The sequence below is a fragment of the Thermotalea metallivorans genome, assembly GCF_001562415.1.
GTDB classification, from domain to species: domain Bacteria; phylum Bacillota; class Clostridia; order Peptostreptococcales; family Thermotaleaceae; genus Thermotalea; species Thermotalea metallivorans.
In genome coordinates, this window is the sequence record NZ_LOEE01000041.1 from 15193 (window position 1) to 38760 (window position 23568).

Sequence of the window (23568 nt, forward strand, 5' to 3'; positions counted from 1 at the left end):
CTGATTCCTCTCTTTCTCCTTATTTTGCGGCCTTCGCTGCCATTAATACGGCCAACGCAATAGAATTTAGCTTCGTGACATCGCTATCAGCCCTTGATGTTAAGACAATAGGTGCTTTGGCGCCGACAATGACACCGGCATTTTTTGTATTGGAAAAGAATACCATGGACTTGTAGAGCACATTGCCCGCCTCGATATTCGGCACCACCAAGATATCCGCTTTTCCGGCCACGGGATGCTCAATGCCTTTGTGAGCAGCAGCTTCCACAGAGACGGCATTATCCAATGCAAAAGGTCCTCCTACCATACATCCTTTGATTTCCCCATTTTTGTTCATTTCTTCGAGTTTTTGGGCATCTACCGTGGCAGGCATCTTTGGATCTACCTTTTCCTTCGCGCACACAATGGCCACCTTCGGCTCATCCAGATCTAGGGCATGGGCTACCTGTACAGCATTCTCAATGATTTGTTTTTTTGCATTCAGATCCGGTGCAATATTCATAGCCGCATCGGTTACGAGGATTAATCGGTCATAACCGGGCACATCAAACACAGCCGTATGGCTTAATACATTGCCCGTTCTCAATCCGATTTCAGGATCAAGGACTGCCTTTAAAATAATGGATGTATCCACCAGACCCTTCATCACCATATGAGCCCTGCCTGTAGAAACCAGTTCTACGGCCTTTCTGGATGCTTCTGCGATGTCCTTAATGTCAATGACTTCATACTGTTCCGTTGGAATTGAATGCTTTTCCGCGATTTCCTCAATCTTTTCTTTGTCTCCCACAAGGATGGCATCGGCAATGCCCAAGGTTTTTGCCTCATTTACGGCCAATAGCACCTCTAAGTCCTGAGCCACGGCCACAGCAATGGTTTTTGGACCCCTTTCCTTGGCGTATTTTAATATATCATCGAAATGTCGGATCATTTATTTCACCTCTTCTTCATAAATCTTTGCTTTTTCCTGGCCGCTAAATACCCTGTTTACACCTTCATTTAAAGCAATCATTTCATCTTCACCGGGTTTGATGATCACCGGCGCAATGAATTCTACCCTTTCCTTTATGTAGGAAGTCAGCATCTGGGAATATGCAATTCCGCCTGTCAGGACAACGGCATCCACCTTTCCTTCCAACACCGTTGCCATGGCACCGATTTCCTTAGCGATTTGATAACCCATGGCGTCATAAATCAATTTGGCCTTTGCATCGCCGCTGGCAATCATCTTTTCTACTTCCCTTGCATCATTGGTTCCCAAATAGGCCACCAAGCCCCCTTTGCCGCTGATCTTTTTCTTTATCTCTGCCAAGGTATATTTCCCCGAGAAACACATTTTTGCCAAATCTCCCACAGGAAGTCCCCCTGTCCTCTCCGGGGAGAAGGGTCCCATTTCATTGGCATTGTTTGCGTCCACCATTTTTCCTTTTCTTAAAGGCACGATAGAAATACCGCCACCCAGATGGGCCATTACCAGATTTAATTCATTTACATCTTTGTTCATTTCCTTTGCCACCCGATGGGCAACGGCTTTTATATTTAATGCATGTAATAAAGAACGCCTTTTGATTTCAGGCATCCCTGAAATTCTTGCCACGTCGTCAAATTCGTCTACTGCCACAGGGTCTACAATATACGCATGTATTCCTTCTTGGTCTGCAATACTCTTGGCAATCATTCCTCCAAGATTAGAAGCATGCTCTCCTTGAACACCTATTTTCAAATCCTCAATCATGGCATCCGTCACCATATAGGTGCCGCTCGGCATCGGCTTCAGCAGCCCGCCTCTGCCTACGACAGCCTTTAACTGTGCCGTTGTATAGCCTTCTTCCTTCATCCACTGAAGAATAATATCTCTCCGGTATTCATACTGATCTGCTATCTTCGGAAATTTTTCCAGTTCCTCCGGAGAATGGCTTAAATTCTTTTGGAGAACGTTTTCTTCTCCTTTACAAATTGCCACCTTTGTAGATGTAGAGCCCGGATTGATCACCAAAACATATTCTCTTGACATCTGTTTTTCACCCCGCATTTTTTATAACATATAGGAATTATGTACTTTCATAAGCCGTAGATAAGCCATAATCTCCATCATGTGTTTCATCAAAGTCTTCTTTTAAACCTTTCAACAGGAGACTTTGTCATTATCGGCTATGAACTATTCAATTTGCGTGCCAAAATTCTTCATTTGTTTTTTTCTTTCCCTTATATTATTTCTTTTTTTGTTTTTACTTATTTCGTCTTGTTCCAACAAAATTTTTTTCTTTGCTTTCTTTCCTTTTCTCTGTTTTTTTGCAAAAAAATGCACGCAAAAAATTGCACACAAAGCTTTGTGTGCAATTTTTTGCATTCACTCTTCTATTTCATATTTTTTTAACTTATAGTATAAATTTCGGATAGAGATTCCCAGCTGTTCTGCCGTCTTGTTCTTATGATTCCCATTTTGGGCAAGAATTTGGCGGATATATTTTTCCTCCACCTGATCCATTACCTCTTGAAGGGTTCCCTCGTAGGTTTCCATAGATTTTTCCAGTTCCATAGGATGCTGCTGCCGATACATCTTGATTTCAAAATTAGGCAGATGCTTTGACCGAATCATGGTTTCGTTAAACTTCATATTAATCATGGCACGGCCGATAAAATTCTCTAATTCCCGTATATTACCCGGCCAATCATAATTCATTAAAATCTCTAAGGCCTTTGGCGATATATCCTGAACAAATCTGCCGTACTCTTGGTTGTATTTCGTGATCAGTCTCCGTACCAGAAGATGGATATCCTGTTTGCGAAATCTCAAGGGAGGAATTAAAATAGGAATCACATTCAATCGATAATATAAATCCTCCCTGAATTTTCCTTCTCGCACAGCCTTTTCCAAATCCAGATTAGTGGCGGCGATCACCCTTACATCAATCGAAATGGGTTTGCTGCCCCCCACCCTCACCAGTTCCTTCTCCTGGAGGACTCTTAAAAGTTTTGCCTGGGTGTTGAGGCTGATCTCCCCTATTTCATCCAGGAAGATCGTTCCGCCGTTGGCTTCTTCAAATAATCCCTTTTTTCCTCCCTTTCTGGCTCCTGTAAAAGCACCTTCTTCATAACCAAAGAGTTCGCTTTCCAGGAGACTTTCACTGATGGCGGCACAGTTCACACGGATAAATTGTCCGTATTTTCGATTGCTGGCATTATGAATGGCATGGGCAAACAATTCCTTGCCCGTACCGCTTTCTCCTCTCAGAATCACCGTAGCCGGTGTTACGGCTGCCTTTTTTGCCTTTTCAATAGCCGATTTCATTTGGGCATCTTCACCGATAATATCGTCAAAAGTATATTTGGCCTCCAGCTTGCGTATAATCTGCTTTGCCTGATTCAACTCATGGGTAAGCCGCTTGATCTCCGTAATGTCATGGAGAACTGCCACGCTGCCCCTCAGTTCTCCGTCTACGATGATAGGTGCCGCGTCTGCCACCACTTCTTTTCTGCCCGGCCCCACCTTGAGTCTTGCATTCTTTACAGGCATCTTCGTTCTCAACACTTCCAGATGAATACTGTCCCCCTCTGCAATGTCCACCGTGCACATCTGCCCGATAATATCCTTTTCCGGCAGTCCCGTCAGCTTCGTGTAGGCAGGATTCACCATTACACCGATTCCTTGATCATCTACTACGGAGATGGCATCCTGGGTGGAATGAAAGATTGCTTGAAGCATGCTCTGCATTTCTTTCAAATTTGTAATCTGTTCCGCCAGCTCCAGTACTTCCGTAATATCACGAAATACTGCCACAGCACCGATAATTTCCCCATAGTCATCCTTCACAGGCATCCGATTTGTGACAATGGTAATTTCCCCCAATGCCTGTTGTTGATTTAACTCCGACACTCCTGTTTCTAATATATAAGGCAGTCTTGTATTGGGAACAACCTCTGTGATGTGTTTCCCTAACACATGGATACCCTCCAGCTTTGTCAATTTTTTTGCTGCCCGATTAAAGAGGGTAATAATGCCATGCTTATCTACGGCAATCATGGCATCATGGGTAGAATCCAGTATTACTTCCAATTCTCTTTTCATTGGCTACGCTCCCCTTCGAAAACAGCCTGGATCTTCCTCCAGGCTGCTTTACCCATCCTTCATCTTGTTTTTATGGTTTGCCTATGGTTGGTTTGTTTCTTTTTCTAGCTTGAGTTCAAAATCAATCTTCTCCGGTATCACAGAAATGCTTTTCATCTGCCTTGATGCCACAGGAATGACTTTCAGGGAATACCTGCCTTCTCCCAAGCCTTTGGCATTGATGCGCAGCTGAATATCGTTTTTGGTCAGAGAATTGAGGATGTTCTTCGCCGCTTCCACCTTCACCCGAAGAGTATCCACTCCTTCATCAAAGAAGACCCTATACTTGCCATCCAGATTTTCTATGAACACCTCATCCTTTTTAAAGGTAAATTCCTTTTGCCCGATTTCTTCTATGGTAATGACCACCACAGGCTGCCTATCGGTCTTAAAGAGGGTAACCCCTTCGGGTATCGCCAGTTCTGCAGCCTTTTCCACAGAACCCGTCAGCCCGTCTATATCGATGGGCTTCGTCTTGATCTCATCAATGGATTTCAGCAGCTCCCTGGGTCCTTTCAGTCCAACAACCTCAGGCTTTACCGCCACATCGGTCATTTGATATGTTTCGGGAGGTTTCCCCCGTAAATCTAGTGCAATTTTTACATTCTTGACGCTATACAGAGGAAGCGTTACTTCCACGAATTTTGTCTTTACTTCAACGCCATTTACTATCTTCCCATCTTGATTTACCGCCTTTAGGAGAATTTTTCCGTTAAAATCCTCTGTCCGATTTTGAAAATTCACTTCCCCTACAACTTTGGTCACGCTGTTCACCAGAGACTCGGGTCCCTCCACAATCACTTCCTTCAAAGAAAGGACAGCTTCTCCCGGATCAAACTCCTCTGACGGTATTCCCACCGCTTCAATCTCTACCGGTTTTTGCTGCTTGACAATTTCATCCAAGGTAACCTTCAGTTGTTTTGGTGATACATCCAGCACCTTGATGCTGGCTGGTACACTGATATCCAAGGGAACGCTATTCACGCCCTTGCGAAAACCCCTCAGGTCAGCACTTACGGCAATGTCTTGAGGTCCCACATGGTAGACTTCATTCCTTCTGCCCCCGATCTTTATGTTTACCGTATAATCCTCCTGACCAATAAGCACCAGTCCTGATTTTTTCAGCTCCTCCACATTCAGCAGCTGCACTCTCACATTGGTAAGCTCCTTGATCATTTCGGGATTCACTTCCCCCATGACATAAAGCCACATCACAAGGGCAAAAATGATGGACACGATTTTAGGTGTGGTATTTCTTCGAAAGAACCTGCTTTTTTCTGCAAAATCTTTGAAAAAATTATTCATCTTTCTGCCTCCATTTCCAATTGAATAAAGGCTTTTCATTTTCCGGTTTGTATGCATTTTTTAATACTCTCTTTAAGGTCTTTCCATCCAGAAATCTTGTAAGCTTGCCATCCATGGCCACGGAGATAGCTCCCGTTTCCTCCGAAACCATAATGGCTACCGCATCAGATCTTTCTGTAATGCCAATGCCTGCCCGGTGCCTTGTCCCCAGTTCCCTGCTCAAATTTGGGTTTTCCGTTAAAGGCAACACACAGCCCGCTGCCATGATTTTATCTTTTCTAATCACGACAGCACCATCATGGAGGGGTGTGTTGGGAATAAAGATATTGATCAGCAGCCCCGTAGATATATCCCCGTTGATGAATGTACCCGTTTCAATCACATCCCCAATTCCCGTCTCCCGTTCAAATATAATCAATGCACCGATTTTCTGCCTCGATAAGGAAACCACGGCCTCCACTACTGCATCAAGTTTTTCATTCAATTCTTCATCGGCAATTTCCACGATGGACTTTGTCAAGAACTTACTTCTGCCGATATACTCCAAGGCCCGTCTCAGCTCCGGCTGAAATACAATCAGCAGGGCAATCATTCCCAGCGTCATGGTATTTTTCAATATCCAATTGGTTACATAAAGGCGGGACCATTCGCTGAGTTTTGTGGCAATCAACAGCACCAAAAGACCCTTAATAAGCTGCTCGGCCCTTGTTTCCTGAATCAGCATAAACAGTTTATAAAAAACAAATGCTACAATGGCCATGTCAATGATATCTCTGATCCCTATATCCAAAAACATTTCTAAGACCTGTTTCAATCCAAACACCTCTCGAAGCAAAAATCATGCTTATTTTCCGTTCATTTTCCAAACACATGATGCCTAGTATTATTGTATTATATATGTCTGAATCCCTTCAAGCAGAACACAAAAGTATTTCAAAAACTTCTTTATCTTAACTTTATTGTACATGATTTTTCACCATGTTTGTGCTGATTTTTCAAGATCATTCCATTGAAATATTTGGATTACCCATATTTTTTCAAAAGGCCGTTTCACTGCCTATATAACAGGCAATATTTTCCTCCAAAAACAAATCCTGAATATGCTCCAAGACTTCTGTCGCCGTCGCCTCTTCCTCCCTGTAGGCATAGATTTTTCCCAACTGATTCCACTTAACATCTCCCATCCGATGGAATGGTAAAATATTAATTTCAATCAATCCCGTACTTTTCATGAATTGGATTATTTCCCTTATATGTTCATCATGGTCATTATAATCCCGTATTACGGGCATTCGCAACACCAGCCTGCCTTGCCAGTCTGCGTTGGCCAAAGCCTCAATGTTTTCCAAAATGATGTCATTGTATACCCCTGTTTTTTCCCTATGCTTTTCCCGATCCATATGTTTGATGTCAATAAATGCAAAATCAATATATTGCATGATCTGGAGAAAATCTTCCCGATGGGCGTATCCGGTGGTTTCTATGGCCGTATGAATATAAGTCTCTTTGCATTTTTTCAGCATCTCAAGCAAGAAATCTTTTTGCACAAGGGGCTCTCCTCCGCTAAAAGTCACCCCTCCCTGACTCCCCCAAAACTGCCTATCCCTTTGAAAGATTTTCATCAGTTCCTCCACAGTATAGTATTTCCCGCAAATTTTCAAGGCTTCCCGGTAGCAAACCCTCGTACACGCAAAGGTCCCACAGGCAATACAGGCCCTTCTATCAATTCGCAGATGGTCTTCCCCATCAAAGGATATAGCCCCCTTGGGACAGGCAGCCTGGCAGCGCAAGCATCCCTTTGGGTTTGGGCACTTGCTTTTTAGAAACATCAAATTTTGTCTCAAACTCCAACTTTCCGGATTAGCACACCATGGGCAAGATAGGGGACAACCGCTAAAAAAACAGACTGTCCTGCAGCCTGGCCCGTCATGCACAGAATAGCCTTGTATGTCAAATATCAATCCCTTTGTTTTCCCTTTCACCATATTGCCTCCTTCACCATAGGTCAATCTTTTGCAGAGAATCTCCTTTCCTCTTTCTCCCATGAAGATCCATAAGGATTCCTTTGACCATAGAAAAAGACTGCGATGCAGAAAATTCTGCATCGCTCCCATTGATCTACAATTCCTATACTTGACGATATCCTTCACAAGTGACGGCTATCAGTTCCCCATAGGTCCATCCATGTTTTTTCAAACCTACGCATGTACCAATATTGTCTTTATCGACTCCCTGGAAATTGCTGCAGTTTTTGCACTTGGGCATCATCTCCATGGCATCGCATACATCCGTATCAGTAAAAATCATGGTATTGGTTTTTCTGCAAATTCCCTTGGCTGCATCTACAGGGGCAAAATTTCTGCAGTCATCATGTTTTCCATTCATCTTCTCCATTTCTCTACACCCCTTCATATTCCGTTCTGGCAATTACTTCATCCTGTATGGGCCTTCCGATCTCACACCAGTATTGTGTAAACCCTGCCACCCTTACCATCAAATCCCTATAGTTTTCAGGCTTTTGCTGGGCATCTTTTAGTACTTTGGAATCTACAATATTATACTGTATGTGGAAGCCTCCCTTTCTCATATAGGCTCGGGTAAGATCCAGCAGTTTTTTGGAACCTTCCTTTCCACTGACGGCACTGGGGTGGATTTTCATATTCATCTGTGAGTTTTGTGATTTGGCATGATCCCACACCGTAGCAGAATGGAACAAGGCATAAGGTCCATTTTTGTCTGTACCCGGATAGGCTGACATAGAACCGTCAGCATAGGTTGTGCCTGCCAGACGGCCGTCTGCCGAAGCCAAGGTAGCCCTTCCTTGGGCTCCATGGGTCGATACGGAGATTTGACAGGGATACATCTTTTTCCCGTACAGGGATTCAAAGGTCCGGGTCATTTCACAGAACCAATCCTCATATATTTTCAAAATCTCATCCACATAGGGATCTGCATTGCCATACTTTGGCGCTTTCACACAATCATTATAAATATCATCGTACTTCGTTACATTTTCCAGTTTTATCTGATCTTTCATGGAATAGCTGCCCGTTTCCTCGGCATTCTTAAAGCCAAAATTATTTAGCAGGGCTTCCGTCAATTCTTCCAAAGTATATTTTTTCTCTTCATAAACTAATTTTTTGATGGCTGCCAGGGAATTGACCATATTGATTGTTCCACAGCTTTCTATATTGTAGGTGGCATTATAGCGGTACCCCATATTGCCAATATGCTGCCCTTTGTCCAGACAATCGGGCTTCAAGAAAGAATTGACAATAGACATATTATTTTTACGCCATATATCATGCTGGATATTGTTGGTCTTTGTCAGGCAGTCACAGGTAAGGATATAGTACCCCTGGAACGTCTCCCATAGTTCTTCATAGGTTTCCAGCTTTTTATTATGGGGCGGATACACCTGAATATTGGTTCGATAATCCTTCCCGTTGGTCAAAACCAACTCCAGGATTTTTGGATTGGCAATAAAATGTACGCCTACGCTGGTAGGTTGTCCCGCACCACCGGGAATCTGATATTTCCTGCCGTTCAAGGTCAATTCCTTCCAACAGCAGGGGGAGGTTTCCAAACACCCGCCGATGGCCACAGCCCTTGCCTCCCTTACATCCATTCCTTCTCCACCATATTGATCCAGAAGGAATTGAATGCCGATTTGATTGTTCATCCAAGCTGGATACCCTACACCGGTTTTATTACATTCAATGCCCTTTAGCAGGAATTCCTCCGGCAGTTTTTCATCATAAAGAATCGATAGGGTGGGTTGGGTCGATTCACAGGTCATCCCTGCTTCAAGGATGAGCATTTCCAGTGGGTTAGCCGCACTGTTTCCTTCCCACGTCAATCCTCCTAAACTCAGATTGTTAAAGGTATTTCCGGAAAGTACGCCGCCCACAACTCCCGTGGAAGCAAAACAGTCGATGCAGGTCATCTTCACACGGTAAAGTTCCAACAGCTCCAAAACCTCATCCTCTGTGATTCTTCCCGCCTCCATATCCTGCTCAAACCACGGATAAAGCACCTGCCCTACCCTTCCCGGCGATAATCCTGAGATGGCATCTTCATTGAGCACGGCAATATGCAGGGTATAAATCATTTGCAGTGCTTCTCGGAAGGTTCTGGGCTGGTGATGGGCAATCCAATGCAAACATTCGGCAATCTCCTCATATTCCCTCTTCTGCTGTTCATCCTCTGTGATGCCGGCAAGCCTTTGGGCTTCTTTAGCATAGTTCAAAATCCAATTTTGCAAGCCTTCCACCACAATTTTCACCGCTTCATAGAAATACAAACGATCCATCCCGATCAGACCGTCTCCCCCGGCATTTCCCGCCACGGCTCTTTTACATTCTTCTGCCATTTCAATAATCTTATCAAACCCGTACTGCAAAGGATAATAATAGTTGATGACTTCTCTTCCCTGGGGCAGGGTATAGCCGGAATCAAACATGCAAATTAAAGTTTTCATGATATTTTCTTTGATGGGATAGTCGGGTACCATCTGCTCATATTTATGCCCCAAATCTTCCACCGATCTGCCCACCCATTCCCTGGATAATTTCGTCAGCACAGGAATTTCTTCTTGCCTCATACCGAACTTGCCAGCGATGGAAACAACCTTCCCAAAGCTTTGGGTAACATTGCCTCCTCCCGAGCCAAACTTGCTAAGTTCGTCAGCACTAGCACTTCCCCTGTTTAATGCGTCCTGATACAATTCATCCTCCTTGGCCACGAAAAACCCTTCCGAAAGCCAGGGCATAGGAAAAGATCCCCTGTAATAATTGGTCTTCTGCATTACTAATTTTTCCCTGGGATAAATGGTGGGTGTTAAATGGGAAAAAGCACACTTTAATGCTTCCGCCCGCCGGATGACAGGAATCTCCCCGTCCAGTTCATTCCATCTTCTAGTATACCAGTAAGGGAATTCTGTATTGGCAGTGGATAAAGTATCGTAGTAAATATCTCTCAAAAATTTTGTTCTTTCCTTTGGTTGCTTCTTTATTTCCCGTTCGGTCATTCCTTCACTGCCTTGCATCTTTCCCGACAATCCTTTTTGGGAAAGTATCTCCATGATCTTTTCTCCATTTCTCATGCGTTATCCCCCTTCGACTCACATTCTTTCTCTATGAAATCTCAAACTGCTTTACCATATCATGAAGCTCTTGGGAGTTTTTTACATTCTCTTGGAACATTTCCCGGATTTCATTGGTCTTGTTGACCAAATCGCTGATGTTTTCACTGATGCTAGTCGTTCCCGCTGCCCCTTCATTGACCGCCGCCGCAATCTCACCAATGGTCGTAGCGATTTGCCCTACCATACCGTTGATATCCTGGGACGTGCGATGAAAATCTTCCATGATGGAGGCAATCTTGCGGGCATCGGCATTATATTGTTCCCCCGTTTTTAGCAAAAAGTCATAATTGTTTTTCACGTCCTGGTCTACAAAGGCCAACAGATGATTGGAGCTGTCCGTTAAATCTTTTACGGCCATGGTTACTTGTTCAATAATGTCTTTGATGTTGACAGCCGTCTTGGAAGATTCCTCTGCAAGCTTTCTCACTTCCTCTGCCACCACGGCAAATCCTTTCCCAGCATCCCCTGCCCTTGCAGCCTCTATGGCAGCATTTAACGCCAACAGATTTGTTTGCTCCGAAACAGCCATAATGGCGCCGGTAAGCTCTCCAATCTTGTCAACCACCTTTGATTTTGTGATGGCCTCTTCCAATCCTTGTTTTGTGCTGTCTAAAATCTTCCCTGTATTTTCCTTCAGCTTCACGGCATTTTCCTTTAATTCTTCCGCCCTTCGGCTCATGGCAGCCGTATCCTTTACACTCTCCTGAGCCTTTTGGGCCATAATAGCAACGGCGGCATTCACCTCTTCTGTAGATGCAGTGATTTCTTGGGCGGAAGCAGCAGACTCCTCCATGCCAGCAGATATTTCCTCAATAGTAGCAGAAATACTCTCTACGGCTGCCTGCAGTTCGTCGAATGCTATTCTCGTTTTTTCTGAAATGGCCTTGGCTCGCTCTCCCTGCCCTACGATGCTGCCAATGATCTCCCGCAAATTGCCGATCATGATCTGCAGGCTGTCACGTAATCTGCCAATTTCATCCCTGGATTTTATATTTTCGATCTTTACCCCTAGATTTCCTTTCGCTACTTCATCAATATGTACAGATAATTTTTTCAAAGGATTGGACAAGGATCTGCTCACGATGTAGGTTACAATGCCTGCACCCCCTAAGCATATGAGGAAAATAACGGCAATATTTCTCTGCATTGCTTTGATGGGTGCCATATAATCTTTGATTTCCATGGCTGCGATGATGAACCAGTTTTTCTCTCCATACCTGTTAAAAGCTGCTATTTTTTCTGCATCCTTCAAGCGATAGGCTGTTGTGCCATGTCCCTTCCTTTTCATTTCCTCGAAGGCTTTTTGGAGGTTTTCATCTTCTTTACTGAAATCCAACTGAAATATAAAATCCTTATTTTCATGGGCAATGACCAATCCATTTTCATTGAGTAAGTAATAGTTGAATTTTTCTCCTTCGTTCCGCTTGATCAAAAGCTCTGTCATCTTGTTAAATTCTATAGCTGCATTGAAAGATCCTATCAGTTCATTATTTTCGTCATAGATGGGCGTAGCTAAAACCGTTACAGGTCTTCCCGTTGCAGGGGAAAGAAGCACATCGGAAAATCGTTGGGCTTTTGCTTCCAAGGCCTCTTTATAATACCCATAATCATTCAAATCGACGCCTACAGATCCTCCGCCAATAGAATCTACGACAATTTTTCCCGTATTATCGGCAAAGAAGATATTCTCATAAAGTCCGTCACTTTTTTCAAAAATATCCGCTAAATATTGGATTACTTCATTTTTGCTGTCCTCTATGGCAGTTCCTCCCATACCGTTAGAATTTTTTATTTCTTTCAACATATTGCGGGCTTTCATATTCTGGGATATGATATGGGATCGCTTTTTGGTTCCCTCCATGATCTCATTTAGCAGCTTCGCCCTTTCCTTTGCCAACGTCTGCATCACGCTTTGGGATTGCTGATTCAGGGCATCGGAAAACTTAGTAACAGCCATATAGTTGGAAATGGCTAAGGGAATGACCACAATCATCAAAGAAAAAATAATCAGCTTGGCAAAAATGCTAAAATTCTTTTTCACGGCCTCCACTCCTCTTCCAAAAATTTTTAGAATTATCGGCAATACATAAACCACACACTTTATTCTTTTTGTTCTAAAGGACTTTTGTTTTTTATCACCTTCTTTTTCAACATAGTTATTTTTTTGTCAAATTTACACACACAAAAGGCACCATGAATATATCGGTGCCTTCATCACAGTATGGCGCAATCAATGTCAACCCCTGTTTTGGCAACCTGGCAATCATAGAAGCGTCGCTTCCTTAGACCCATGGCTTTGCGTCCTTATTTTTCAATAAGTTTGCCTTTATCAGCATGGATGTGCTTTTTTAGATATTTTATTTTTCATAGAAAAAGCCTCTGTTCCTTTTGTGATGGCTCCCTGTGTAAACATTTATACAGTATAAGTTTACCACACAGTGAAATTGTTGTCAATTTTTTTGTTTTTTCGACATTTTTCTTCACATTTCTACATTTGTTTCTTCTGCAAAATTTTCCATCAGCCAATACTTCAATTGCTTTCCAAGACTGAATCATCCAACAATCTGTTACATGATTTCCTTCCATTTGTGGAAAAATAGTTTCAAGACTAAGGAAAGGGTGAAAAAAGATGAATGAAAAGAGAAAAAATCGAATCATCCACGATAAACTTCCCAGCCAGGATGACCTCATCGTGGATCAGATCAAAGATCAATTGGAAGAAAAAATGCAGGCCAGCGCCATGGATATCAACCTTTTCTGCAAGGATGGTTACGTCCATATGTACGGCATGGTAGACGTCCTTGCTGAGAAGAAAAAGGCTGAAAGCATTGCAAAATCCGTCAAAGGCGTTAGAAAAATCGAAAATAAAATCACCGTTGCCATGGACAGCAATATCACCGATAAACATATGGAAAAAGAAATCATCCATCGCCTTACGCGCGGAGAACGCAGTGAAAGCCTCCTTGGGGTCAGCGTAAAGGTAGAAGACGGTGTGGCCAACCTCATGGGTACGGCAAAAACTTTAAGAGATGCCCATGGAGCCATGGCTGTAGCCTCGGAAGTCAGGGGCATTAAAGATGTGGTAAACAACATCGAAATCTCCGATACCACATCCTATGATGATGCATCCGTCAACAGCCATATTACCCAAGCCCTCAGCACAACGGACTTAAATTATCCCGATATCCTTCACACCGTAGAACATGGGAAAGTTACCCTAGAGGGCTTTGTCAACAGCCGGCGGGAAATGGAACTGGCAAAGGAAATTGCCATGGGCGTAGAAGGGGTACGGAAGGTAGTTAATCGGTTGAAAATTAGAAAAGAATCATAGTATAGAAGACAGCCTTGAAGGCTGTCTGAATTTGTGAATATATCCTTGCGGTTTGGCTTCCTGCTCAGACCTGCACCGCTTTTATCCAGTCACCAGCTGCCAGTTACCGTCTGTCATCTGCTGCCAAGGATGTACCCTTATGGACTAATTTGCTAGCAGACATTCGTTCGCAACCATTGGTAACAAAACCGAGATCTCAAAGGTTGATAAACATTATATTCCTTTAAAAACTAAGGAATCAAAAAAATAAAAAAACATTTGGAAAACTATTGTATTTTTCCCAATATGCCGTATAATATATTTGGGTTATTTTTATGATATTATATTGCACTCCGCATATGGTTTCATCATTTCTGTCATAGGCTGCGATTCAAAAATATAGATTACCTCTTTGCTTCCAATGGAAAATGAGGTTTCGTTATGAAAAAATTTACGAAAACCTTTCTGGCGGTAGTACTGGCAGCTTTTGTATTGCAGTATATTTGGGAATACACAGCCTGCCAGATATTTTATGTCATGAGTGAAAAGGCATCGAGTACTTTTCTCATGTTCAGCCCTACCCTTGGCGATGTCATGATGCCCGTCGCTTTATATGCCCTGCTGTCCTTTGTCAATAAGAATCCCGAATGGATTTTAAAAAAATGGCAGGCAAAAGAATAAAGAATATAGTATTGTCATGCTGTACCCATTATTTTTAAGCTTTTATTTTGAGATCAGTGCCCTATACACAGGAAGGTGGGCCTATTCCGATGTCATGCCCCTGTTTTCGAACACCCATGTAGGCTTGATACCTGTATTACAGCTTGTATTGCTCTTTCCTATCACTTTTTTCATCACCAGGTATATCATTCAGTATATGGAAAAAAGGCATCGTCGCACCCGGTTATAGCTGTTCAGCAGATAACCTTCCCAATCCATTCAAGAAGGTTTGCTTTTTGTTTATTTTCTTTGTTTTTATTTAATGATTTTTATGAAATTATTATTTTCTATATTGAAAATTTCATATGTCGATAGATACAATATAAAAAAAGTGCCTAACGCAAACCATTGGCTTTTCGAATACCAAGCAACGATGCTCTTGATAATATAAATTTATTTTTATGCATTGGAGGATTGTATGATAAGCAATTTAGAAGATTTGAAAGCAATTGAAAAAAACATTGAAACCGCTCGGAAAGATTTGCATAAGTTGATCAATTGTGACAGGACTGCCCTAACAAAGTCTCAGGTCGTCGAACTGAGCCAGCAATTGGACAGGTTGATTCTTCATTATATGCAAAAACAAAATTTCCAAGCCTAAACTTTTATCCTATTTCTATACAATGAAGCAGGAGGCAAATGGAGATTCTGTCTGTCTCCTGCTCCATTGTTTTTTCATTCTTTGATGCTTAATTCAATAAAGTCAAAAATATCCACATCAAACAATCCCATGTCCGTCACCTTGACGGAAGGAATCACCGGCAAAGCCAAGAAAGACAGGGTCATGAAGGGGTCAATATCTCCATTGACTCCTAATTTTCGAGCCATCTCCATCATTTCCTTGAGTTGTGCATCTACTTCCTCAATGGTTTGATCAGAAATCAATCCGGCAATCGGCAAGGGCAGGGTCTTTAGGACCTTCCCCTTTGAACAAATGGTAATACCCCCACCACATCTTTCGATCTCTTCGATGGCCGTCATCATATCCCCATCATTGTCTCCGATCACCACAAGATTGTGGGAATCATGGGCTACCGTGGAAGCAATGGCCCCGTTTTTCAGTTTAAAATCCTCCACCAAAGCCAGCCCTATATTTCCTGTGGCTCTGTGACGCTCAATTACAGCCATTTTCAGTATATCCAACCGGTTATGAAATTTAAATTTTCCCTCTTCCGTTTCTATTTTTCGTATTACTTTTTCTGTCAGCAAACTATGGGGAAGGATTTTGATCACGTGGGCAATATCTGAAGCAACTAGGATCTCTAATTTTTCCTTGGTCACTTTGCCTATGTTGACCGTATTCAAAACAGCAGAATTATAGCGGGTTTCCACCTGAAATAATGCCCTGCCGTTCTCTGCCACTTTTTTCCCTTCTTTGTAAACCTCTACTACGTTAAACTGCTGCAAATCATCGATAATAATCAAATCTGCCCTATATCCCGGAGCCACGGCACCCAGAGTTTTCAGCCCATAGCATTCGGCAGCATTGAGGGTAGCCATTCTTATCGCTGAAATGGGAGAAAAACCATTTTTGATGGCTGTTCGAATGTTGTTATCTATATGTCCGTTGACAAGGATATCCTCAGGATGGCGATCATCGGTGCAGAAAAGGCATCTTCTGAGGTTTTCCTTCGTCACCCCACGGATCAGATTTTCTAGATTTCTCGCCGCTGAACCTTCTCGAATCTGGATATACATGCCCAGTCGCAGCCGCTCCAGCATCTCCCCTTGGGTAGAACACTCGTGTTCCGTTTTTGTTCCTGCCATGACATAGGCATTTAAAGCATGGCCTGTAATGCCGGGGCCATGGCCATCAATGAATTTATCCTTTGCTATCTGAATTTTATCCAAAACCATTTTCTCTCCGCGGATCACAGCAGGATAATCCATCAGCTCCCCAAGCCCCAGTACCCTTGGATGACCTATGAGCTGTTTTAGGGCGGCTGCGTCCAAGATTGCCCCTGAATTTTCAAAGGATGTGGCAGGGACGCAGGAGGGCAGCATCACATATACATTCAAGGGAAGTCCTTCACTTTCTTCCAGAATATATCGAATCCCTTCTAAGCCGCATACATTAGCAATTTCATGGGGATCTGCAATGATCGTGGTTGTCCCTCGGGGTACAATAGCCCTGGCAAATTGTCCTGGAGTTACCATGGAAGATTCTATGTGCACATGGCCGTCAATCAGTCCCGGTGCTACAAATCTCCCCTCCATATCCTTTTCTTCTTCTCCTTCATAAACTCCTATGCCTGCAATGGTATCTCCATCGATGGCTATATCTCCCGAAAGAATCTCCTCCGTAAATACATTGATGATCTGGCAGTTTTTCAATACTAGAGGTGCTTTTTTCCTTCCCGCTGCTATATCAATCCTATCTTTCAAAGTCATTGCCACAGTTTCCCTCCTTTTTCCTTTTCCTGATCGCTGCCAATATTTTTTCCGGTGTAACGGGAATCTCATAAAATCGAATGCCTATGGCATCATAGATAGCATTCAGAATCGCCGGTGCCACAGGAATCATTACCGGTTCTCCGATTCCCTTAGCACCAAAGGGGCCCGTAGATTCCGGGTCCTCTATGATCATCTTCTCCAGTTCCGGCATGTCCAAAGCTGTGGGTATTAAATAATTGGCAAATCGATTGTGCTTAATTTCTCCTTGGACAAGATGCAAATCTTCCATCAACCCGTAGCCTAACCCCATGGCAAACCCGCCATCGATCTGGCCCTCGATCAGCTCAGGGTTAATGGCCCTGCCCACATCCTGGGCACATACGCCTCTGACCACTTCCACAATCCCCGTTTCTGTATCCACCTCTACTTCTACGCCATAACAACAAAAAGTATAGGGCCAATAGGGTGCTCCGGCACCGGTCTCTTCATCCACCGGCGTCGTCTGGGCAACAAAACTGGCTTCTACCCGGATGGGTTCTTCTCCAACCAGTTCCCGAAAATGCACCCTCTTTTTCGGATAAGCCTTTAAATAAACCTGTCGATCCTCTACCGCCAATCCATGGGCAGAAGGAAGCTCAAGATGTTTCTGTGCCCGTTCCAACAAAATATTTTTCAAAGCTTCCGCTGCCTTTTTTACCGCATTGCCCGAGTTGTAAGTCTGCCGACTGGCCGCTGCCGTTCCTGCATCGGGAGACGTATCCGTATCTTCACACAGGAGTCGGATATCCTTCATTTCCAGCCCCAATACCTCCGCAGCAATCTGGGTCAGAATGGTTTTTGCTCCCTGTCCTACCTCCGTAGCACCAATGCAGACGCTTACCTGTCCTCGGTTGTTCATCTGCACCTTTGCCGTGGATACATCGGGAAATCCGTTGCCGTAGCCTGTTCCGTAAAATGCCGCAGCCATTCCCTTTCCTCTCTTTTTCATCCTTTCACCTCAATCCATGAAACAATCTCTGTCCCACTGCTTCTATACAGCGTTCCAGGGGAACACTTTCATGAAGAATCTGTCCGTTGGCTGTTTCACTGCCCACCCGAAAGCAATTGAACAGGCGGAATCGTACAGGATCCATACCGAGGGCTTGAGCGAGAATATCCATTTGCTGCTCTGAAGCAATAGGTACCTGGGTTGCCCCGAATCCCCGCATAGCACCGCAGAAAGGATTGTTTGTATAGACAGCATAGCTGTCAATTTTTACATTGGGTATTTCATAAGGCCCTGTGGCATGGACGCCTGCCTTGCGCATGACATTGACCGCCCAAGAAGCATAGGCCCCCGTATCACCGATCAGCGTTGCCTCCATAGCCAACAGCTTTCCTTCTTTACTGGCACCCGTTTTATACCGCATGATGATGGGATGTCGCTTGGCATGGGCATAAAAGGATTCTTCCCTGGAATAGACAGCTTTCACCGCTTTCCCGGTGAGATAGGCGCCAAGGGCTAGATGAATCTGCAGCGTAATATCTTCTCTCCCCCCAAAGGCACCCCCCACAGCAGGATTGATGATCTTTACTTTTTCCTTAGGCAGTCCCAACGCCTCTGCCACTTCCAACTGATCAAAATGGGGGTACTGAGTTGCTGCGCATACCACAATATTTCCTTCTTGGTCCCAATAGGCAACGCCTGCCTCCGGTTGAAGAAATGCATGGTCTACCATGGATGTCTTGTATTCCCTCTCCACAATGACATGGCAGTTTTTGAAACCTTCCTCCACATTTCCTTTTCTGCATCGATAGTGGTAGATGATGTTGCTTTCTCCATGAATTTTGGGTGCATCCTTTGCTATGGCTTCCACGGGATCAAATACGGCGGGCAATTCTGTGTACCGGACTTTTATCTTTGCAAGGCCTTCGCAAGCTGCCTTTTCACTGGTTGCAATAACGAAGGCAATGGGATCTCCGATTCTGCGTACCCTTTCGGAACAAAGAACCTCATGGTCCTTGAATAATACGCCATGATGATTCTGGCCCGTTACATCCTTGGCCGTCAAAATTTTGACAACACCCGGCGTTTTTTCTCCTTCTTCTATCTCCACCTGTATATAAGCATGGGGTTTCTCCGATCGGAGGGTTTTCCCATAGAGCATACCCTCTAGGTAAATATCCTGGGGATACAGGGCTTCTCCTTTGACCTTTGCCCTGCCATCCACTCGTATCACCCTGTTCCCTACGATATTAAGAGGTTCCATCTTCCTTTCCCCCCCTTATGTATGACGAAGCCAAGGCAATGGCATCTACAATTTTATGATAGCCGGTACACCGGCACAAATTGCCGGATATGCCCTCACGAATCTCTTCTCTGGTAGGTTCCGGGTTTTTATCCAGCAGGGCCTTGGCCGATAAAACCATTCCCGGTGTACAGAATCCGCACTGAACAGCACCCACTTCCAGAAACGCCCTTTGTATGGGGTGAAGGGTGCCCCCCTTGGCAATGCCTTCGATGGTCGTAATGTCACTGCCATCGGCCTGGAAAGCCATTACCAAACAGGAATTGACTGTCCTGCCGTCCATGATTACCGTACAGGCGCCACACTCTCCTTCCCCACAGCCTTCCTTTGTTCCTGTAAGCCTCAGTTGATCCCTAAGCACATCAATTAACCGCACGCCCTCCTCCACATCCAAACCATAGGTTTTACCATTCACCGTAAGACGAATGTGCACCATATCCCTTTACCCCCTTCATAGCTCCGTAAAAAGCCCTCCGAAATAACCCTTGTATCGCCTCCCCCTTGAACAGGGCGGAACTCCTTCCCCTCAAGCGTGCTTCCACAAGGCCAGCCATTTCTTTTATCCCCTGCCGGAGGAGCTCTTCGCTTATTTTCTTTCCCTTCAATCCTCGCTCCACTTGGGTTTCCCGCTGGGGATATGGGCCCAAGGCACCCGTAGCAATGCGAATTTCCCGGATAGTAGCATCTCCTTCCAAGGATAAAAATACGGCACAGGAAACCCGGGCTATGGCCAGGGCTTTTCTGAAACCTAATTTTTCAAAGTCCATATGCTCCTTTTCCCTGGGTTTTAGGAACCGGACGGCATAGAGAATTTCCGAATCTCCCAGGGCAACCTTTCCCTTATCCAGATAAAAATCTTTTAACGCCACGGTTCTAGTCATATCCTTCCTCTTGATCACTGCCTGGGCATCCAAGGCCAACAGGGGTGGGACTGCATCGGCAGCAGGAGAACCATTGCAAATATTCCCTCCAATGGTCCCCATATTCCGGATTTGCGGGGAACCCATCCATTGACAGGCTTTCCATAATCCCGGGCAAAGGTTTTTCATCCCTTGATGCCCTACAATATCCGCAAACCGTGTTCCGGCTCCTATGATGATTTCTCTATCTTCCATCTGAATAAACCGCAGTTCTTTCAGCTTTGAGATGTCCACCAGCATATGCTTTCCACATCCCTTTTGACGGAGGGATATGACGAAATCCGTTCCCCCTGCAATCAGCTGCACCTGGTTTCTTTGCCCATCCAATATTTCCAACACTTCCTCTAGATTCGACGGCCTGATACACTGTCCGATCATTGCCTTTTCATCCCCTTTATCCGTGGATTTCTCTCTATTTTTGAATCCCTGCCCTTTTCAGCTGCTGTCCGATGATCCGATTGGCCTCTTGGATGACAGACTCCTCGCAGATGGTGATGAGTTTTCGATCCCGCATCACTACGTTCCCATCGATCATGGTCGTCCTTACATCTTGGGCCGTAGCTGAATACACCAATTGGGATACAATATCTACATTTTCGAAAGGTACCATATGAATCCCCTTTACATCTACAATGGCCAGATCTGCCTTTTTCCCTTCCTCAAGACTTCCGATTTCATCTTCCAATCCCATGGCTTTTGCCCCACCGATAGTAGCCATTTCAAATACCTTTTGTGCAGGCATCGTTGTGGGATCAAAAAGCCGTCCTTTTTGTATCAGGGCAGCACTGCGCATTTCTGCAAACATATCCAGATTATTATTGCATGGGGCCCCGTCTGCACCGATGGATACATGGGCGCCCATCTGCAGGAGTTCAGGTATTTTTGCAATCCCTGAAGCTAATTTTAGATTGGAATTGGGGCAATGGGCGATCTTGGTTCCTGTCTCCGCCAAAATCCTCATCTCTTCCTCATGCAACCAAATACAGTGGGCCAGCACCAGATTTTCTCCTGTCAGACCAAGTTTATGCAAATAGGTTATATTCCGCATGCCTCTGTCCTTTTCCACTAGAGCAATTTCTCCCTGATTTTCTGAGGCATGGGTGTGTACCATGACGTCATAGTCCCTGGCTAGGTCCCTGACCTTTAACAGCAGTTTTTCTGTACAGGATACCACAAATCTCGGGGCAAAGGCATATTGGATTCTGCCGTTCCCTTTACCGTGCCATTCCCGTAAAAGCCTTACGCTCTCCTGAATGGATCGCTCCGTATCCTCCATGAGAGTGGAAGGCACCCCTTGTCCATAATCCATCATACATTTTCCCATATGGGCTCTAAATCCCGTTTCCAGCACGGCATGGAAGGCAGCTTCCGTATGATTTACAGTTTCCATATCAATGATGGCGGTAGTTCCCCCTTTGATCAGCTCCCCAATGCCCAACTTAGCCGAGATATAATTGGATTCCTCCGTATGCATTCCCTCTAGGGGCCATATTCTATTTTTCAACCAATCCAGCAGTTCCAAATCGTCTGCTTGCCCCCTGAACAAACTCTGGGTCAGATGAATATGGGTCTGAATCAGCCCGGGAATAACTACCAATCCTTGGGCATCTATCATTTCATCGGCGGGAATTTTTAAATCCCTTCCTATGGTCTCAATCAGATTCCCTCTGATAAAAATATCTCCTTTTTTTACTTCCCTTGCTTTGTTCATGGTGACAAGGGTCCCATTTTGAATCAGTATGGTTTTTGCTGGCATTTTTTCTCCCCTTCCCCTTTTGTCCATATGATGATCTATCATGCTTGGAGGACGATGCCCCCATTCATCATAGAAGACCATAGGGTTTGCATGTAGACAAACCCTTGAGATTTGGCTTCCTGCTCAGACCAGCGCCCCTTTTTCAAATAAAAAAACAAGGAAAAAAGCGGCTTTCTGATTCGGGACGAAGCCTAAATCTCAAGGGTACTTGCCTATCCCATAGCTTTTCTTTAACCTGACCCTATCCCTTGCCGGGATAGGGGATCATTTTACTTCATAATAAATTTGAGAATAAACAGGACTGCCAAGACATACATGGCCACGGAAAGATCCTTTGTCCTGCCAGTGCAAATCTTCAAGAAAACATATGACAGAATACCGAATACGATCCCTTCTGCAATGCTGTAGGTCAAAGGCATCATAAGGATGGTCAGGAATGCCGGTATGGCCTCCGTAAAATCATCCAGATTGATCTTCATGATAGGAGACATCATGAAGAGCCCCACCAGGATCAAGGCAGGAGCTGTTGCAGCACCGGGTACGATGGTGAGTATGGGAGAGAATAACAGGGCCAGCAAAAACAATATACCTGTGGTCAGGGCCGTCAGTCCTGTCTTTCCTCCCTCGGCCACACCTGCTGCACTTTCCACATAGGTTGTGACCGTACTGGTACCTACGATGGCCCCAAAGGTCGTTCCTACGGCATCGGCAAACAGGGCTTGTTTTGCCCTAGGCAATCTTCCTTCACGGTCCAGCATCTCTGCCTTAGACGCTACCCCTACCAAAGTTCCCAGGGTATCAAAAAGATCTACAAACAAAAATGTAAACATGATCACAGCCATATCCAAGGTAAATACTTTGCTGAAATCAAATTTTAAGGCAATGGGTGCAATGGATGGAGGTGGACTGATAAAACCTGTGGGCATTGGTGTAACACCCATGGGAATCCCGATGATGGTTGTAGCGATAATCCCCAGCAATAGGGCTCCCTTTACATTCTTCGCTAAAAGAATTCCCGTAATAAGTATCCCGATCAGGGCCAGAAGCACTGTAGGACTGCTCATATCTCCTAAAGTCACCTTGGTTGCTTCGCTAGCTGCCACAATGCCGGCATTGGATAAACCAATAAAGGCAATAAACAACCCTATCCCTACACTTACGGCATGCTTGATGTTCATGGGCATGGAATTGATGATGGCTTCCCGTATATTGAAAAATGTCAACAGGATGAAGATAATCCCTTCAATAAAAACCGCTGTCAATGCAAATTCCCACGAATAGCCCATGCCCAAAACAACAGTAAAGGCAAAAAATGCGTTTAATCCCATACCAGGTGCCAAAGCAAAAGGATAATTGGCATAGAAAGCCATAATGAATGTGGCCAAGGCTGCGGATAGACAGGTGGCCGTAAACAATGCCCCTTTATCCATTCCCGTAGCACTTAAGATGCCGGGATTTACAATAATGATGTAGGCCATGGTCATAAAAGTGGTGATCCCGGCCATCACTTCTGTCTTTACGTTTGTCTTATGCTCTGCAAGCTTAAAGGTTTTCTGCAAAAATCCGTCGTGCTGGGCTTTTACCTGTGCGTTCATTTCTTTACCCCCTTCAGGTTTGCTTT

20 protein-coding genes and 1 riboswitch are annotated in these 23568 nt (G+C 44.4%); of the genes, 3 read left to right on the forward strand and 17 right to left on the reverse strand.

The features are described from left to right. Positions 1 to 19 precede the first annotated feature (19 nt). The 10 genes from ptb to AN619_RS09485 all read right to left on the reverse strand — a co-directional run bounded on the left by ptb (position 20) and on the right by AN619_RS09485 (position 12600). Positions 20 to 931: a phosphate butyryltransferase gene (gene ptb, locus AN619_RS09440; protein ID WP_068556461.1), complete on the reverse strand. Its 912-nt coding sequence runs from the start codon at positions 929 to 931 to the stop codon at positions 20 to 22. Beyond that, the gene (buk, locus tag AN619_RS09445) at positions 932 to 2014 is read right to left on the reverse strand and encodes a butyrate kinase (protein ID WP_068556462.1); all 1083 of its coding nucleotides are present in this window, start codon (positions 2012 to 2014) and stop codon (positions 932 to 934) included. A gap of 144 nt (positions 2015 to 2158) precedes the next feature. Continuing rightward, complete coding sequence (locus AN619_RS09450) at positions 2159 to 2350, reverse strand: hypothetical protein (protein ID WP_068556463.1); 192 nt, start codon at positions 2348 to 2350, stop codon at positions 2159 to 2161. Continuing rightward, entirely contained in the window at positions 2351 to 4069 is a 1719-nt protein-coding gene (locus AN619_RS09455) for a sigma-54 interaction domain-containing protein (RefSeq protein ID WP_068556464.1), read from the reverse strand. 81 nt (positions 4070 to 4150) lie between these two features. After that, on the reverse strand, positions 4151 to 5413 hold the full coding sequence (locus AN619_RS09460; protein ID WP_068556465.1) for a CdaR family protein: 1263 nt from the start codon (positions 5411 to 5413) through the stop codon (positions 4151 to 4153). Further along, on the reverse strand, positions 5406 to 6227 hold the full coding sequence (cdaA, locus tag AN619_RS09465; RefSeq protein ID WP_198153277.1) for a diadenylate cyclase CdaA: 822 nt from the start codon (positions 6225 to 6227) through the stop codon (positions 5406 to 5408). The genes AN619_RS09460 and cdaA overlap by 8 nt, the downstream gene beginning before the upstream one ends. 223 nt (positions 6228 to 6450) lie before the next feature. Then, a complete protein-coding gene (gene hpdA / locus AN619_RS09470) occupies positions 6451 to 7395 on the reverse strand; it encodes a 4-hydroxyphenylacetate decarboxylase activase (protein ID WP_242867375.1) in 945 nt (314 codons plus the stop codon). Positions 7396 to 7540: 145 nt separating this feature from the next. Beyond that, positions 7541 to 7807, reverse strand: a complete 267-nt coding sequence (hpdC, locus tag AN619_RS09475; protein WP_068556466.1) for a 4-hydroxyphenylacetate decarboxylase small subunit — start codon at positions 7805 to 7807, stop codon at positions 7541 to 7543. Between the two features lie 4 nt (positions 7808 to 7811). Continuing rightward, a complete protein-coding gene (gene hpdB / locus AN619_RS09480; RefSeq protein ID WP_068556467.1) occupies positions 7812 to 10517 on the reverse strand; it encodes a 4-hydroxyphenylacetate decarboxylase large subunit in 2706 nt (901 codons plus the stop codon). A 31-nt stretch (positions 10518 to 10548) separates the two neighbouring features. Next, positions 10549 to 12600: a methyl-accepting chemotaxis protein gene (locus AN619_RS09485; protein ID WP_068556468.1), complete on the reverse strand. Its 2052-nt coding sequence runs from the start codon at positions 12598 to 12600 to the stop codon at positions 10549 to 10551. Between the two features lie 206 nt (positions 12601 to 12806). Then, positions 12807 to 12894, reverse strand: a riboswitch (cyclic di-GMP riboswitch). A gap of 294 nt (positions 12895 to 13188) precedes the next feature. On the opposite strand from AN619_RS09485, the gene AN619_RS09495 reads away from it, so the two are divergent. The 3 genes from AN619_RS09495 (at position 13189) to AN619_RS09505 (ending at position 15190) form a co-directional block, all read left to right on the forward strand. After that, positions 13189 to 13890, forward strand: a complete 702-nt coding sequence (locus AN619_RS09495) for a BON domain-containing protein (protein ID WP_068556470.1) — start codon at positions 13189 to 13191, stop codon at positions 13888 to 13890. A 420-nt stretch (positions 13891 to 14310) separates the two neighbouring features. Next, positions 14311 to 14550 carry a hypothetical protein gene (locus AN619_RS09500; protein WP_068556471.1) on the forward strand — a complete coding sequence of 80 codons (240 nt, stop codon included), beginning with the start codon at positions 14311 to 14313 and terminating at the stop codon, positions 14548 to 14550. Between the two features lie 457 nt (positions 14551 to 15007). Further along, on the forward strand, positions 15008 to 15190 hold the full coding sequence (locus AN619_RS09505; protein ID WP_068556472.1) for an aspartyl-phosphate phosphatase Spo0E family protein: 183 nt from the start codon (positions 15008 to 15010) through the stop codon (positions 15188 to 15190). Between the two features lie 74 nt (positions 15191 to 15264). Here AN619_RS09505 and ade read toward each other — a convergent pair whose 3' ends face one another. From ade to AN619_RS09540, 7 genes are all read right to left on the reverse strand, one after another. Beyond that, positions 15265 to 16980, reverse strand: a complete 1716-nt coding sequence (gene ade / locus AN619_RS09510) for an adenine deaminase (RefSeq protein ID WP_157064973.1) — start codon at positions 16978 to 16980, stop codon at positions 15265 to 15267. Further along, on the reverse strand, positions 16964 to 17971 hold the full coding sequence (locus AN619_RS16480; protein ID WP_068556474.1) for a xanthine dehydrogenase family protein molybdopterin-binding subunit: 1008 nt from the start codon (positions 17969 to 17971) through the stop codon (positions 16964 to 16966). The genes ade and AN619_RS16480 overlap by 17 nt, the downstream gene beginning before the upstream one ends. A 4-nt stretch (positions 17972 to 17975) precedes the next feature. Beyond that, positions 17976 to 19232, reverse strand: coding sequence for a xanthine dehydrogenase family protein molybdopterin-binding subunit (locus tag AN619_RS16485; RefSeq protein ID WP_068556475.1), 1257 nt, complete (start codon positions 19230 to 19232; stop codon positions 17976 to 17978). Next, positions 19219 to 19707: a (2Fe-2S)-binding protein gene (locus AN619_RS09525; protein WP_068556476.1), complete on the reverse strand. Its 489-nt coding sequence runs from the start codon at positions 19705 to 19707 to the stop codon at positions 19219 to 19221. The genes AN619_RS16485 and AN619_RS09525 overlap by 14 nt, the downstream gene beginning before the upstream one ends. Next, positions 19676 to 20569: an FAD binding domain-containing protein gene (locus AN619_RS09530; RefSeq protein WP_068556477.1), complete on the reverse strand. Its 894-nt coding sequence runs from the start codon at positions 20567 to 20569 to the stop codon at positions 19676 to 19678. Before AN619_RS09530 ends, AN619_RS09525 begins: the two co-directional genes overlap by 32 nt. A gap of 34 nt (positions 20570 to 20603) precedes the next feature. Continuing rightward, positions 20604 to 21947 carry a 5'-deoxyadenosine deaminase gene (locus tag AN619_RS09535; RefSeq protein WP_068556498.1) on the reverse strand — a complete coding sequence of 448 codons (1344 nt, stop codon included), beginning with the start codon at positions 21945 to 21947 and terminating at the stop codon, positions 20604 to 20606. 269 nt (positions 21948 to 22216) lie between these two features. Then, on the reverse strand, positions 22217 to 23542 hold the full coding sequence (locus AN619_RS09540) for an NCS2 family permease (protein WP_068556478.1): 1326 nt from the start codon (positions 23540 to 23542) through the stop codon (positions 22217 to 22219). Positions 23543 to 23568 lie beyond the last annotated feature (26 nt).